Origin of the sequence: Mucilaginibacter flavidus, assembly GCF_024055575.1 — a bacterium.
GTDB lineage: Bacteria > Bacteroidota > Bacteroidia > Sphingobacteriales > Sphingobacteriaceae > Mucilaginibacter > Mucilaginibacter flavidus.
The window spans coordinates 905793-922158 of record NZ_JAMXOE010000001.1 but is presented as its reverse complement, the minus strand read 5'-3'; the positions used below and the strand labels follow the sequence as shown (position 1 = coordinate 922158).

The following is a 16366-nucleotide window of genomic DNA, read 5'->3' as shown; positions in this document are numbered from 1 at the left end:
TTATTTATTTAATCACCTCCACCGGGAAATCATCACCCAAACCATAGCTCGATGGATATTGCGGTGTACCGTTATATTTCTTCATCAAATCAGGCACCTGTACCTGCAAATAATTTTTAAGGCCATTTATGGTCACCATTTTGTTGCTTGCCGCTTCTCCTTTCATGGCTTTTAGCAACACATAGGTAAATGCGCCGTGACCAAGCTGGGCAAACTCGTTGGCAAACTGCTGGCTGCCGCTGGCCGCTATCCAATGTGTACCAGTGCTACGCGCTACAACGGCAAAGCTTTTCTGGCGGTTGGCATCATTGGTCATCAGGGTAGCGAAGGCGCCAGCGCTTTGGCAGGCATCCAGGATAAATACCTGTTTTTGGGCGGCTATGTTAATAGCATATTGCTGCAGCATTTTTGAGGGTATGCCGTGCAGTTCCAATGCTTCGTCAACATTTTTTAAATCGGTTACGTCATTGGGCACCAGGTAAAATTCTTTGTTTTTTTCGCTGATAACCCCGTGGCCTGCATAATAGAAGACGAACACATCCTGCGGCCTGGCGTTTTTTTGAACATCGGTAAGGGCAGCTATAATACCGGCTTTGTCGGCTTTGTCATCGGTTACCAGGTAGGTTTTAACGCTGGTTACCATTGTGCGGGCATCACGTTCAGCTTCATCCTTAAAAGCCGTGGCATCGGCCAGCGCATAATTGAGCGCCATTTTTGGATTTTTATATTGATTGATGCCAACCACCACCAGGTTCAGCGTTGCATTTTTATCGATAGCAGCAATTATGCCGCCTGCGTTTGTACTAACCGGGGCCGGAGCGACTGCTGCATTACCCCCGGTATAAATTACAGCTAATTCATCGGGCGTGCTCTCTGTCCGCTGCGTGTTTAGCGCCAAAGCACGGACGTTGTTCTTGCCCGGCAGCAGGTTGATGGTGTATTTTTTTGTAACCGTGCTTGCCTTGCTGTCATTTGTTACTATCAGATTCCGGGAGGTAAGCGTTACAATTTTACCATTGTGAAAAACTCTTATTTCATCAATGGCATCGTCGGGCGATGTTGCTGTAACAGTAATTTCCGCTACACCGGTTGTGTTATTAAAGGTGGGAATATCATTGCTTACCACCAGGTTGCGCTGCCCGGCCTCGTACGTCATTTTTACCTTTGGCACCATTTTAAGGTTATTAATGTCAACCGGCAGCGGCGCAAACTGCTCACCATTAAGAACCCGATTGATAAGCAAGGGGGTGAAAAACTGCTCGTATAGGCCCTCGAGCGGGATAATTTCCTTCCCCCGGGTGTAATACATTTTCTTCAGCACATTTGCCGATGCATCAAACCTGCCATCGGGCATAAAGGCCACCCATTCTTCATTTTCATCAAACAGCACCAGCTTTATCAGCTCCCTATGGTTTTTCCAATCCCATATCCTGATGGTATTATCCCACGATGCTGATACCAGGTACTTTTCGTCATTCATGAAGGTACTATAGCTAACAAATGCATTATGTCCACCCAATTCGCCGGTTTTGGTAAAAGTATTCAGGTCCCATACTTCAATAGTGTTGTCCATATTAAGCAACGCAAATTTCAGGTCATCGGTAACTATTGCGTTGTAGATGGTGTTGTCGCCAAAAGCTTTTTCGGCGATAAGCTCGCCGGTATTAGCGTTTAACCACAACGCTTTTTTATTATAGCGGTCGATACAAAAGACCACCTTGTTGTCGGCGGTGAATTTGAATGTATAATCTTCTCCTCCGCGTTCCCAAAGTTTAACACCCGAAGCAATATTAAAACAGGCCATAAAACGCGAAGGCTTTTCCTGCCTGATACCAAAAGCTACATACATTTTGTTATCGGGCGAAAACGCGCCTATCCCGGCAGTGCCCGTTACCGCGTAATTGCCTGTTGCAATAGTTTTAAGTACTTTTTGAGTTACTACATCAATTATTATAACCGCTGTTCCGCCCGCCGAGGCCAACAGCTTCCCATCTTTCGAAAAAACAATATCCACAGGAATGTCTTTGTCTTTTTGTGGAGTTTTAATTTCGTCGTAATCGTCGCCTGGTGCTTCTGCGTTGTACAAGTTTACAAAATATGCCGACGCGTTTACGCCGGTTTTACCGTCGGGCGAAATACCTATTATATTGCTGCCATAGTTGTGGCGCAGGTTATCGACCGAAAATCCGTTGCGGGTTATATTAAGCTGCTTAAAATTTATTTTATCGCCGCCTAGCAATATAGTACTGGCCAATGCCGGTATTTTTAATGATTGAACAGACAACAGTGCATCGCCAAAATTATTCCCGGTGAGGTTGTTGGTTGTATTAAAGGCGTACAGGCTCACGCCAACCTTGCCCTGCTTGTTTGTTCCGATAATATACTCTCCAGGTTTAGCTGTAAAAAGGTACTGTTAGCTTCGCCCTGGGGTACTGTATACAAATTGGGGGCTGTATGGTTTACATAATCAAACACAGCAAAATCCTTACGCGATTGCAACAAGCACAGTCCTGTTTTTTTATCGAATTGTATGGCTTGGAAATTATAATAAAAGCTAAAAATGCTTTTAAATTCAATGTTAGTTTCCCATTTTAACTGTTTCGTACCGGCATCAATTAACTGTATATTATACTTACGGCCGCCGCTTTCCTTTACGCCCATCATCGTTCCATCAGGCAGGAAGCTTAACATCTTTACATCGCTGTTAAATATTTCCAATTCTTTACCCGCGGTGTCGATAAGTACCGAGCCTTTCAGGCGCGTGTAGCAAAGTAGTTTATCTTCCTGTTTATTTAATGATATCCGCGCAAATTCAATATCATAATAATCCGGCGCCGAAAGCTCGTATAGCTTTTTAACCGAAAAATCCTGCATATCCAGACTTAGCACATCCGCCTTGTACTGTTCAGGCTGGTTCGTGATATATAAAGTGCGGTCGTTAGTTGCCAAGGCTCCGTACACAAATCCTTTAAGCGCAACCTGTTTAGTGATCTTGAATTTATCGAAATCAAAAACCATCAAAACATCCCTGCCCATAGCGAGCAGCTCGGTGCCGTTGTTTTTGAAGATAAACTGGCTAAACGAATAAGGCTTACCTTCGGCTGTTTTATTGGGGAAATTGTAAATCAATTTACCTGAGGCCAGCTCCCAGATTTTGGTGGTGGCATCAGCCGACGATGAAATAAGATATTTATTGTCCGGCGACACGATTGTTGCCTTTATATCGCCAGTGTGCCCTGCCGGCAGCGTAAGCACGGGACCTTGCGAAAAGCCTTTCAATCCTAAAAAACAAAATATCAGCAAAAATATTTTTTTCATGGCCTTATTTATTTAATCACCTCCACCGGGAAATCATCACCCAAACCATAGCTCGATGGATATTGCGGTGTACCGTTATATTTCTTCATCAAATCGGGCACCTGTACCTGCAAATAATTTTTAAGCCCATTAATGGTTATCATTTTATTGCTGGCTGCCCCGCCCTTCATGGCCTTAAGCAGTACATAAGTAAATGCCCCATGGCCCAGCTGCGAAAACTCGTTAGCAAATTGCTGACTACCGCTGGCGGCTATCCAGTGCGTTCCTGTGCTGCGGGCTACAACGGCCATGCTTTTTTGACGGTCGGCATCATCTGTTAACAATGTAGAAAACGCCCCTGCGCTCTGGCAGGCATCCAGTATAAACACTTGTTTTTGGGCGGCTATATCAATAGCGTATTGCTGCAGCATTTTTGAGGAAATGCCGTGTTGGGCCAACGCTGCGTCTACATTATTCAGGTCGGCAACATCGTTTGGCACCAGGTAAAACTCTTTGTTTTTATCGCTGATTACACCGTGGCCTGCATAGTAAAATACAAACACATCCTGTGGTTTGGCATTTTTCTGCACCTCGGCAAGGGCAGCTAAAATGCCGCTTTTGTCGGCCTTATCATCGGTAACAAAATAGGTTTTAACACCGGTTATCATGGTTTTTGCATCCTGTTCGGCCACATCCTTAAATGAAGTAGCATCGGCTAATGCATAGTTGAGCCTCATTTTAGGGTTTTTGTAGGCGTTGATGCCCACTACTACCAGGTACATGGTGGCATTACGATCAACCACATCTATGATGACGCCGCTTTTATTAACCGGCGCAGGTGCATTTGCTTGTGCGCCACTATTGTAGGTTACCATTATTTCGTCAGGCTCGCTTTCAGTTCGCTGCCCGTTAAGTGCTACGGCGCGGATGTTGTTTACACCCGGCAGCAGGCTTATTGTATATGTTTTTGAATCGGTGCCGGTTGTGTTATCGGTAACAAAAAGTCCGCGTGTTGCCATGTTTACGATTTTACCATTTTGAAACAGCCGAATCTCGTCCACTTTGTCGTTCTCGGCCGATGCTTTTACAGTAATGTCTGCAATGCCAGTGGTGTTTTGATAGGCAGGTATCTTATCGTCAACCACGTTTAGATTACGGGTAACCTGGGCGTATGATATCTTTATCAACGGCGACGGATTAATGACCACATCAATAGGATCGAACTGCTCGCCATTTACCGAACGTTGATAAAGGTTAGGGGTATAAAATTTTTCGTAAACAACATCCAGCGGGACCTTGCGCCTGTTGCTGTAATAGTAAAGCTTTTTAATGCCAGCATCAGTTCCCTCAAACCGGCCGTATTGGTCTATAAAAACAAAATCGTTGCCATCATTAAACAGATAAATTGTACCTAACAGCTTACCGGTTTGTGGGTGCCAAACTTTAATTGTGTGGTCTAACGATACCGTATACATGGTTTTGCTATCAGGCGCAAATAATGCCTTACGGATAGCCGATAAATGAGCTTGTTTGGTGTAAACCGGCTTGCCCTGTATATCGTAGGCCGTCATTTCGCCGTCGTAATTTAAAGCAAAAAGTAATGATAGGTCCGGTGTGCAACTGTAAACACCAAAGGGCCTTATTTTAGGGTAGGCTGCCGACTTTGATTCCAGGCTGCCATCGGCAAGGTTGTATTTTTCGGTGGTGTTATTACGCACCAGCAATACATTTTTTTTATCAGCTGATATGGAAATAAAATCGGTGGTTTCACCATCGGGGATGTCTTTATCAAACAAAATAGCGCCTGTGTTTATATTCCACACTTTAGCATGGTTATATTGGTAACCTTTTTCCATCCCTGCAAGCAAATCCTTGTCTGGATGCAAATAGGGGGTTTCGGTACTTTTAAAGTTAAATACTGGTTGACTAATACCCGTTTTGACATTTATGCGATAAAGGGTGTTTAGTTGCCGCGGCACCGAAAATGTTGTGTAATAAACATTAGCGCCATTTTTTGAAAAAAAGAAATTTGCCCTTTCATTGCTCGATGCTTCATTCGTTAACTTAATAAATGGTTGCAGCATTTTACCGGTAACTATGTTTTTGATATACCCTTTATGGTCATCAAACACGGCAACTGTATCGCCTGTTGCACTAAATGTGGTCATTTCTGTTCTAACCGGGAGCACTTTGTGCCTTATGGGCATTAATTTCACCAGGTTAATGCTTTTAAATACCGAGTCGTCGGTCATAATGTTCAGTATGCCCGTTGCGTCACTGTACTCCATCGAATTAAAGGTACTCATACCCAGGTCAGCTACTTTTCTATTAAACAAGTGCCCAACATGATTATCATTTGTGTTTACATCAAAAATTTGAGCCATATCGCTCGCGTAAACCGTATTGCTTGCAGGTATAAAACTGCACACGGTATACCTGCTGTTGATTTTTAACTGACCGACAGGCGTAAATGATGCATCGTAGATGGTGTGATTGAAGACAAATTGCTTGCCCGGGCCTTCTGCAGGTATCACATAGCCCTTACCCGGCACCGACTTTAACAGCTTGCCAGTGTACACATCATAAATATCGGCGCTTACCTGGCTATAGTTCTTCACTACGTAAGTAACCATAGCATCCATATTAGGTAAATAATTAAAGGCGCCGATTCCGGCAGGAGGCCGATAATCGAGCACCATTTTTTTTTGTGCAGGGTCCCATACTTGCCAGCCTGTTCTATTAGTTATAACCAGGTTGCCCGTTGTGGTTATATCGATACCAGTCCTGTCATCGAGCGGATCAATCACCTTCACAACTTGCAGGCTTTTTATATCCAATTCGTTTATCTCCCCATTATAGTTTATGGAGTACAGTTTGCTGTCATCGGGCGAAAATGCAACGTATGTGCCTGAAATTTTTAGGTTGAATAGCAGCTTACCTGTTACGGTGGAATAAATAGTATAACCGTTCACCACTATTTTTGTCCCATCGTTGCTGATAACGAAACTTCGCAGCCCCCCTTTTCCTACAGGAAAAGTGTATAATTGGTCGTGCGTTTTAATATCCCACATCACTATCTTTTCATCCTCTGTACTATACAGGTATTTGCCTTGCCGGTCAGGTATAATCCTGTTAATTACCAATGAATTTCCGCTAGGAATAATAATGTTACCTGTTTGCCCATAGCTGCCATAGACGAAAAAAAGTACCGCGCACACTAAGAGGATTATTTTTTTCATTTTTTATACTCAAGATCTCCATTTGATAACCGCTTACCGCCGAATGCTAACCTGCAGTTGGATACAAATTAGCATCGGGCACAGCAGTAGCATTTGGTTATCGTTTTTCGTGATACGGGCCGATTGTGGAAGTTGTTTTACTGGTGTTTAATCTCAACCATCAATGGTACTACGCTTCCTGTCGTAGGCCGTTTGTCGTCGTCGGTAACTGTTAAATTCCGGGTAGATAATTTTTTGGTGCTGAAACCTACCTTATCGCCGGCGTATTGAATATTGGCTTTATCAATCAGTTTATTGCCAAGCACGGTTTTTATTTTAGTGCTCAGGTTGCCCTTCATACCGTTCATTTTATCTGCAATGGCGGTTGCATCCAGTTTCTGGGCCGAGTACAATATCAGCAGGTAATCCACTCCCTTTTGCTCATCCAGCTGGATCACTTTAGTATCCGATGGAAAAGCGATAGTACTGCCCGCACCAACGTGGGTCGATATCATATCGTCAAAAGGCAAAATGCGGTTTACTTTACCCGTTAAGTCGCTGGCAAAGGCATATACATAAGCCTCATTGTCAACATTCATATAAAACCTGAACTTGGTGCCGCTGGTGTAGCTGCCTGCCATGGTATAGGCCACTAAATCTTCTTTAGCGTTGGCATCATCCTCAACTGTTAAATTGCGGGTAGATGTTTTATTTACAGGCATATCGTCACCGGTGTTTAGTTTAAACTCCAGGTTGCCGCTCAGTGCAAATGTTGGCGATTCAGGTACCGGAACAGGTTTTGGTTCGGGTTTTGGCGTTGGCGTTGGCTGCGGCGTAGGCGTAGGAGTAGGAGTAGGAGTAGGAGTAGGAGTTGGCGGTACGGGTTTCGGTGCTTCATCTGGCGCAAGGGTATTGGGGTCGCCAAATACTTCCACGGCAAGCTTGCACCAGTTCGGAAAATCGGAATAGCGTATCCAAACAAAACCGCCATCGCCCCATTTGGTGCCCCAACTGTTCATGATACGGAATGCGCCGCCTTCAATATGGTCGTCATAACCAACTATGGCCATGGCGTGGCCGTTATGCTTCCAGTCTTTCAATTCCTCATTCGGGTCGGGGTGCCAAACTGCCGACTTAATGCGGAAAAACGACTCAGGTATATGCCAGCCGCCAGATACCGGGTAGCCCTCGGCCAGCGCCTTTTTTACCGATGATATCATCACATCAGCCGGCTGAATGTATTTGTCCTCGCGCATCATCCCGGCTGCGGCAAACAACATTGCGCCATCCTGTACCTTATAATTTGCCGCTTCCGATTTTACATTATCTGTTAGTTGGAATCCGCATTGGTACGGCACTTTGCTTAACAGCGCATCGCCCGTTTTTATCATAAAGAAAATAGCTTTTATGGCGTCCAGGCCATCCTGGCAATCGGCATCGGTGGCACTTTTTACCTGTTCATAAATATAAGTTGGCGAAAAAGTGTATTTATTAATTAAAGCCTTATCGGTGATATTGTGCGTTTTTGCATATAATATGGTGGCTATATCATAAGCACTGGTGAAAGCTACGCAGGTGCCGTGATTGCCCTGGTCGCCGGGAGTTGGGCAATACTTTTCGAGGCTTACACTTTCAGGAAGCCCGCGAAAGCTTCTGAATGATAATGTGACTTTTTGAGGCGCGGCCGCAATACTTTCAGCGTTGAATATTGCACCCATTCGGTGTTCCTGGGCAAAAAGTGTAGTGCCCGCAAACAGGCAAGCAAGGGCAAACAGGTAAGTTTTCATTTTATAGGGATTATTTAAACTTTGTTAATATTTCTGCCACTCAGCGCAAAACAGTATCTGGTTATAAAAGGGAACATTGTTTGATAAACGAAACCGCATCCACAGGGGGCAGGATGTTGTAAACACAGCTGGTTATATGCGTTTTTTATCGTTTATCAAATCAATATCTAAAAATAATATTATTTTTTATATCATTCATACTAAGTGTTGTATGAAACAATATAATTATATAATATTTGTTTATGCCGGAATGATTTGCCGCATTATATAATACAAAGCTAATCCGTGGCATAAAGTTGGGCAATACCGTTAATGGGGTATATTTATATGCGTGTTAACCCGCAATAATAATTATTGGGTTCGGAGTATTGAGAGAGGAAATGGCTGGAGAATATCTGTAAGCCGGTCACCGGGTTTTGCCGGGCGTGTTACAAACGGTTTTTACGCAAAACACAAAAGGCCCCCCCGGCCGGGTTAAAAATATTCGACGTATATATCTTAAATTCGGCACGGCGACAATAAACCCTCGCTATAATTTTATCGTTATGGAATGTGTTTTTAATGCAAAGGGCAAAGTTGCAATTGTTACCGGTGGTGCATCGGGCATTGGCGAAGCAACGGTTTGGAAATTTATTGAAGCCGGTGCAAGCGTCGGTATTTTAGATATCAATGATACGGATGCCAACAGGCTCGTAGCCCAAATAGAAAACAAGGGCGGCATCGCCAAATACGTGCATTGCGATATGCTTAGCGAAGACAGTATCAAAACATCCATCGATGAGATTGTTACCGCTTTCGGCAGGCTCGATTATGCTTACAATAATGCCGGCATAGGTGGAGATTTTGCCAAAATTGAAGATTACCCCACTGATAATTGGGATAAGGTGATTGCCATTAACCTGCGTGCCGTTTTTCTTTGCATGAAATACCAGATCCCTCACATATTGAAGCAGCAAAAAGGGGCGATTGTAAACTGTGCATCGGTATTGAGCACCGTAGCTTACATGAACGATTCTGCTTATGTAGCCTCAAAATTTGGCGTGCTGGGGCTTACTAAAAACGCAGCGCTCGAGTATGCAACAACCGATTTGCGCATAAACTCAATAAGCCCCGGTTTTACACTGACACCCATGATAAAAAATGGCGGCGAAGAAAAATTAAAGCAAATAGCCCAAAAACATGCCATACAGCGGCTGGCCAGTCCCGAAGAAATGGCACAGGGCGTAATCTGGCTTTGTTCGGATGGCGCCTCATTTGCAATCGGCCTTAATTTGCTGCTTGATGGGGGCTATACTTTGCAGTGAGGGGGTGAATAGTGAGTGATAATTGCCAAAAAACGTTGCTGTTCACACTGAAACATATAGAACAGGGTGGAACAGGAAATTTCAATACACTTTCGTAAAAAGTGCATTTCCGGGATATTACGACGGTTTTTTATTAAAAAGCGCCATCAAAAACTCTAAAAATGCTGACAAAACAGTGTCAGCATTTCATCGTTTTTAATGACGAAATTTGCAGCCGCACTGATATCCGCCTAACAAATTGTCCATCGGGTAATAAATAATGAACAGCGAAGTTGACGACCTTTTAATTCTAAAAAAATAAGGCATAAAAAAAGGAATCCACACCTCGCGTAAAGATTCCTTAATTAACTATTAACTAACCTTATCATCAATGAAAAATTAGTTGATCAAATATATAAGCCGTGTTTATCGGTCGATATGCCATTACAACCAATTTGCAGTCGCTGTGTATGCCACAACCGAAAAATACCCCCTGTGGGGTGATAGATTAAAGGTTTGTTGAAGGTATCTTTAGCTTTGGAAATCGAGTGTGTTGTACGTCAATTGCGAAGGCCTGTATTCGGCAATGTCAACAGATGGTGGAGAAATCTGCCAGGTGTCGTGCGCTAATACTTATATCGTAAAAATAACAGGGAAAACAATATAAACTAAACACCAAAACTGAAACAGCGGGCGCGAAAGTGCCTGCTGTTTTTTGTAACATGTTTACAATAATCTGGCTATGATTTTAGTTTAGTTTCAACATATTTGTTTACTTAATATTTGTACATCAACCTAAAATGAAATCATTAAAACTTGTTTTTTTTGCACTGTTAGTCGCATCGGCTTTTACATTGTCTGCGCAGGATAAAATGGACATTGAAACCTATAACCCAAAATCGACCCTGGTTGTAAAGCAGCATTTAATTAAAAAAGCCAAATACCCCTTTATTGATGTGCACAACCACCAATGGGATATGCCTGGCCAAAACCTGGGAGAGTTATTGAACGATATGAACGGCCTAAATATGGCAGTGATGGTAAACCTGAGCGGCAGGGGCGGTAAAATGGTTGATAACTACTATAAAGGGCGCAGTTTGTTCAGTGTAAATGGTCCGGAATATTTTAACCGCACAATGGACAATGTGCGTAAAAATGGCAAGGGCAGGATACTGGTTTTTACCAATGTTGACTGGACCGGAATTGGCGACCCGAACTGGACTAAAAACACCGTTGCACAAGTTGAAAAAGATGTAAAAAACGGCGCCAGCGGGCTAAAGGTATACAAGGAGTTAGGGCTTGAAATTTACGATAAAATCGGCAAACGGGTGGCGGTTGATGATCCGCGCATCGACCCGATTTGGGAAAAATGCGGCGAGCTGAAAATACCTGTGCTGATACACACCGGTGAACCCATTGCCTTTTTTGACAAAATGGATAATACCAATGAGCGCTGGCTTGAATTGAAATTACACCCCGGCAGGGCCAGGCCGGCACCGCAGTACCCCAGTTGGCAGCAGGTAATGAGCGAGCAGCACCGCGCCTTTGCAAAACACCCGCATACCACTTTTATTGCCGCGCATTTGGATTGGCTGCCCAACAACCTCGACGCACTGGGCAAACTGCTCGACTCATTACCTAATGTGATGACTGAGTTTGCAGCTGTGATGGAAGAAATAGGAAGAGAGCCCAGGACTGCCCGCAACTTCTTTATTAAATACCAGGACAGGATATTGTTTGGCAAAGATACCTGGAGCGTACCCGAATATGGTTTTTACTTCAGGATGTTGGAAACGGATGATGAATACTTTCCGCCGCTAAGGAAGTACCATGCTTTCTGGAGCATGTACGGGTTAAACCTGCCCGACGATGTGCTTAGAAAAATATACTATAAAAACGGGCTGAAACTTTTTCCCAAAATAGATAAATCGTTGTTTCCCGGATAGCATTAGGCGGCAATACCGGTTCTGAAATTGCCGGGGGTAATGCCATATCGGCCTTTAAAAAAGCGGATAAACGAGCTTACATTGTCAATGCCTATCATGCTCACAATTTCGTTTACCTCGTAGTTCGTGTTTTTCAGCATGTGTTTGGCCTGGCCCAGCCTTACCTGTATTAAATACTGGTAAGGCGAGCAATGAAAAGTTTGCTTAAAGGTGCGGCAAAAATGAGTTTGCGAAAGGCACGCGTGCTGGCATATCTCGGTTAATGTTAAAGCCTGGTTGTAATTGCTTATAATATAGTCTTTGGCAATATTTAAACGCTTAAACAGTTCTGTGCGCGTTTTGTAACTAAGCGCTTTCAGTTCGTCACTTTTTGTTAAAATCTCTTTGTTATATATCCTGTAAAAGTTTATTAATGAATGCAGCAGGTACTGATCAATCAACATTTCATCAGTAGTATCCGTATTAATAATTTCCTGCAAATGCAGCAGGTTATATCGCATGTCTCCTTTCAGCGGATAAATGGTTTCTAAAAACACAGGGGCTGAATTTTCGGGAACAAAAAACGGCTCGTCAAGCAACAGCGATTGAGCAGCGGTTGCGCTGTGATGAAAGGAATTTAAAAATTGTGAATCGTATAGAATAGAGATTGTATTGACCGGTATTTCTGAATAAATTTCCCTGCCAAACACCGTTCCTTCATTAATAACCAGGAAATTTCCGGGCAGGATATTCAGTTTTTTATTCCCTAGTTTATATTGCTCCTGCCCGTCAACAACCATCCTTATCGAAAACTCGTGGCACTCGTTAGCATAAGTGGCGTTTGTAGTTATTTCGCTGTATATTTTGTTTTGGTTATTTACAATCTGGATCTTTTTCATAGTTCATCGTTATAATCCCTGTGTTCTAACAAGGTGTATCTGGTGCCGTTGTTGTCTACAGCAACTGCTCTTAGCCCATCGCTGGTATAGCCGGGTATTCCGTCAAATTGTACCCCTTGTTTATCAAGCAGGTAGTAATCCTTCAGGCAGTCGTCGGTATTTATAACTATTGGCGAATTATAATCGTCATGATCAGCGTGCAACGCGATGAAATAACTCCGTCCCGATTTGTCGTGGAGCAGAAACCCGGGCCTGCCGGGGTTTTCGGCATTATACAGGTTACTTACATTAACAAAGCCCAGGTACTGCGTAAGGAACTTTAGCGTCGCCCGGGGTTCCTTCACACATATTTCCGCATAAGTTAGTTCTTCCGTCATGTCCTTCAAGTTTTAGATGGTCAGTTACTGTATAGGTTTTAGGGGCCTGTATTTTAATGCATTACAAAGCTACCTGTAATGGCTGCGGCTGCCATACCCCTCAAGGGGGTATTTTTCAAAATACGCCCTTGGCGGGCCTTCCAGTGCGCAAAAAGGCTATAAAAGCATATCCGGTTACAGGGGTAATATCTAACATTACACTTTGACTAATAACTGACCATATGACTGCAATTTTGTACAAGGAGATCCCTCCGTGATTCCGCCTCCCTTTATTTAGGTGCTGCTTGAAATAGTCAGCGATATAAAACTTCAACTAATCATTAAATTTTTATGAAAAAACTATTACTACTAATACTAGTCATCGTAACAGCCCAGGTAACCGTTGTTTTTGCGCAAACCCGCACAATTACAGGTACCGTTACGGGTAAGGATGACAATTTCCCGCTTCCCGGTGTAAGTATAAGCGTACCCGGAACCCAGATTGGTACAGTAACCAACGATTATGGTAAATACACTATTAAGGTACCTGCATCGGCAAAGTCGATCGCTTTCTCGTTTGTAGGTTATAACAAGCATGTTGCCGAACTCGGTGCTACCGACATCGTTAACATAGCGCTCGAAACAAATGCAAAGCAATTAAAAGAAGTTATAGTAACAGGCGGTTATGGCATTAAGCAAACAGCAAAATCAAACTCCAATTCGGCGCAGGTAGTGTCGGCCACAGAATTAAACACCATTCGCGAGCCAAACATTAACAACGCGCTTGCCGGTAAAGTTGCCGGTATACAGGTGCGCAGCCAGTCGGCAGCGGCATTGGGCCGAAATACCGAGGTAAGGCTACGTGGTGCATCAGGTTTTGGTGTGGGCCAGGGCGCTCTATACGTTGTTGATGGCACTGTGCTGCCAAACGTCGATGATGTGAACCTGGACGATGTTGAGAGCGTTACCGTTTTGCAAGGCGCGGCTGCAGCTGCCTTATTAGGTTCGCAGGGCGCTAATGGTGCTATCGTAATCACCACATCGAAAGCTAAAAAGAATGGTGGCCTTGGCATCGACCTTAGGCTAGGCGCAACTTTCGACAGGGCTTATATATTGCCAAACTACCAGAACACCTATGGCGGGGGTAACAACCCGGTATTTACCCAGTATACATGGAAAGCTGGTGACCCTGACCATTGGAAAGCACTAAGCGGCAAGTACTATCCTGACTATTCGGATGATAGCAGCTGGGGTCCTAAAATGGTTGGCCAGGAATACATTCCATGGTATGCGTGGTACGCGGGTACCCAATATACCGGTAAAACAGCTTCCTGGACACCACACCCAACAAATGCCGCCGACTTTTTTCAAACAGCGCCGCTGCTTGATAACAGTATAATGTTTAACAAATCGGGCGATGACTACAGCTTTAAGTTAGGGTATGGCAACCTTTATCAAAAAGACCTTATACCTAACCAGGATTTGAAAAGGAATACACTGAACCTCAACTACAACTACGATTTAAACAAACACCTGTCGTTAACTTCAAGTATTAACTACACCAATCAAAAGCAGAACGGGGTGGTAAATGATAATTACGCAGCCCTTGCCACAGGAGGCCTTACCCAATGGTTTCACAGGGATATGGATATGAATAAATTAAAGGAACTGCGCCACTTGCAATACGGCCCGGGCCAGTATGCAAGTTGGAACCACAGCGATCCTGCGGCATGGAACCCCGCCAACCCAACCGCATTTTACGGCGGTAATTATTGGTACAACTATTATACTTACCAGGATTTGTTGAAAGACCCATCAAACACTGATCGCTTTTTTGGAAACATAGCGCTTACCTATAAAGTGAACAACGATTTAAGCTTTAAAGCAACCTATCGTAAACAGCAACTCACGTTATGGCAGGAAAATTATACGCCTACCGAATTGGAAATAAGTGCAAATCAAACGGGTGTAAAAGCTGGTTATTTTTCAAATAACGCTTACTCAAACAGGGAAAACCTTGAATTTTTGGCGACATACACCAAAAAAATAAAGGAATTTAAGGTTGATGCCAACGTAGGTACTGATAAATTTCACTGGACATTTAAGAACAATTTCGCTGCAACAAACGGTGGTTTAACTATCCCCGGCTTGTATAATGTTGGCAACAGTGTTAATCCGCCTACGATAGCTAACGCCAGGATTGCTGAAGCGTATAACGCGGTTTTGGGCCACGTTGCTTTAAGCTGGAAAGACCTGATTTTTATCGACGGCTCGATGCGTAACGACTGGTTTTCAACTTTTCCCCAAAACAAAAACGACGTATTGTCAAAATCAGCCGGTATATCATTTGCTTTCAGCGATTTGCTCAAAAGCCAGGATAAATGGTTAAGCTATGGAAAATTAAGGGCTACCTACGGGCAAATTCCTAAAGCGTTGGGCAACACCAACGAAACCTTTGGGGCATACCTTTACCCGGGAGCATCGTACATAGTGAACCCGCAAAAACTTAACGGGCAGCTTGTACAATCTACACCAAACCAGCTTGTTGACAATCAAATTCACGGATCAACAGTAACGCAGAAAGAGTTAGGCCTGGATTTGCGCTTCCTGAACGACAGGATTGGGGTTTCGGGCACGTATTGGACCGGTTCCGAAATTGCGATACCAGCTTCGATAGGTGTAAACGGCGCCAGCGGTGTAAACTCTATTCTGACAAACTTTGGTGATGTCGAGAAAAAAGGGTTTGATTTAAACATCAATGGTTACCCGGTGAGAATACCGAATTTCTCGTGGAATATCTCGTTAACCTACTCAAACCTTTTAGAGGATAAGGTGGTAGAAATCAGTAATAAATACGGCATTTACCAGATTATTGTAGCGCTAAACACCAACTTTGGTTCAGCCGGCGTTCCGTTCCTGGTGCAAACAACAGGTAAGCCGTGGGGACAGATTTACGGCCCCGGCATATTGCGTAATGCTGCCGGTGTTCCAATTTTAGATGCAGCCGGTATGTATCAAAGAAACCCCGCCGTTTACTTCGGCAGTGTTCTTCCAAAACATACAGGTGGTATCCAAAATACCTTCACCCTGTTTAAAGATATTGCCTTTAACTTCAATATCGACTACCAGTTTGGCGGCAAGTTTGCGTCGTTAACTGATGCATTCGGATCGTTATCGGGTACAACTTACCGCACAGCTGCTTTAAACGACAAGGGTAACCCGGTTCGTGATGCGGTTGCCGATGGCGGTGGCGTTCACCAGGTTGGTGTTGATGCAAACGGCAAAGCGGTAAGCATGTATGTTAGCGCTTACGATTATTACCACAACAACTTTAACAACGCTACTGAAGATGAGTTTGTTTACGACCTAACCTTCATTAAACTGCGTGAGGCCGGTATTTCATACCGTCTCCCTGTTAAAAAGTGGGGCCTAAGTAATGTTATAAAAAATGCAACATTCCAGATTCAAGCACATGACCTTTGGTTAATATACGCTAAAACGAAAGATTTTGACCCATCGCAAATAAGCGCAGTACAGGGCGAATCGGCGCAATTGCCTGGTACACGAGGCTTTGGATTTAACTTAAAAGTAGGTTTCTGAC

The 16366-nt window shown here is 43.7% G+C and carries 9 protein-coding genes; 3 read left to right on the top strand and 6 right to left on the bottom strand.

Going from position 1 to position 16366, the window contains the following annotated elements; translation table 11 throughout:
- Positions 1-4: 4 nt before the first annotated feature.
- The 4 genes from NAF19_RS04110 to NAF19_RS04095 form a co-directional block, all read right to left on the bottom strand.
- Positions 5-2347 (bottom strand): caspase family protein, encoded by a 2343-nt coding sequence (locus NAF19_RS04110; RefSeq protein WP_252788535.1) that lies wholly within the window; start codon positions 2345-2347, stop codon positions 5-7.
- Positions 2344-3318, bottom strand: coding sequence for a WD40 repeat domain-containing protein (locus tag NAF19_RS04105; protein WP_252788534.1), 975 nt, complete (start codon positions 3316-3318; stop codon positions 2344-2346). The genes NAF19_RS04110 and NAF19_RS04105 overlap by 4 nt, the downstream gene beginning before the upstream one ends.
- Positions 3319-3326: 8 nt before the next feature.
- Positions 3327-6536 carry a caspase family protein gene (locus NAF19_RS04100; RefSeq protein WP_252788533.1) on the bottom strand — a complete coding sequence of 1070 codons (3210 nt, stop codon included), beginning with the start codon at positions 6534-6536 and terminating at the stop codon, positions 3327-3329.
- A gap of 137 nt (positions 6537-6673) precedes the next feature.
- Positions 6674-8302 carry a C1 family peptidase gene (locus NAF19_RS04095; protein ID WP_252788532.1) on the bottom strand — a complete coding sequence of 543 codons (1629 nt, stop codon included), beginning with the start codon at positions 8300-8302 and terminating at the stop codon, positions 6674-6676.
- A 545-nt stretch (positions 8303-8847) separates the two neighbouring features.
- Here NAF19_RS04095 and NAF19_RS04090 point away from each other — a divergent pair.
- Together NAF19_RS04090 and NAF19_RS04085 are read left to right on the top strand one after the other, a co-directional pair.
- Positions 8848-9606, top strand: a complete 759-nt coding sequence (locus NAF19_RS04090) for an SDR family NAD(P)-dependent oxidoreductase (protein WP_252788531.1) — start codon at positions 8848-8850, stop codon at positions 9604-9606.
- Positions 9607-10385: 779 nt separating this feature from the next.
- On the top strand, positions 10386-11531 hold the full coding sequence (locus NAF19_RS04085; protein ID WP_252788530.1) for an amidohydrolase family protein: 1146 nt from the start codon (positions 10386-10388) through the stop codon (positions 11529-11531).
- A gap of 2 nt (positions 11532-11533) precedes the next feature.
- Here the strand turns inward: NAF19_RS04085 and NAF19_RS04080 are convergent, their stop codons facing one another.
- Positions 11534-12409, bottom strand: a complete 876-nt coding sequence (locus tag NAF19_RS04080; protein ID WP_252788529.1) for a helix-turn-helix transcriptional regulator — start codon at positions 12407-12409, stop codon at positions 11534-11536.
- Positions 12406-12786 (bottom strand): VOC family protein, encoded by a 381-nt coding sequence (locus NAF19_RS04075; RefSeq protein WP_252788528.1) that lies wholly within the window; start codon positions 12784-12786, stop codon positions 12406-12408. Before NAF19_RS04075 ends, NAF19_RS04080 begins: the two co-directional genes overlap by 4 nt.
- 330 nt (positions 12787-13116) lie before the next feature.
- Here NAF19_RS04075 and NAF19_RS04070 point away from each other — a divergent pair, with 330 nt between their 5' ends.
- The gene (locus NAF19_RS04070) at positions 13117-16365 is read left to right on the top strand and encodes a SusC/RagA family TonB-linked outer membrane protein (protein ID WP_252788527.1); all 3249 of its coding nucleotides are present in this window, start codon (positions 13117-13119) and stop codon (positions 16363-16365) included.
- The last annotated feature ends 1 nt before the right edge of the window (position 16366 follow it).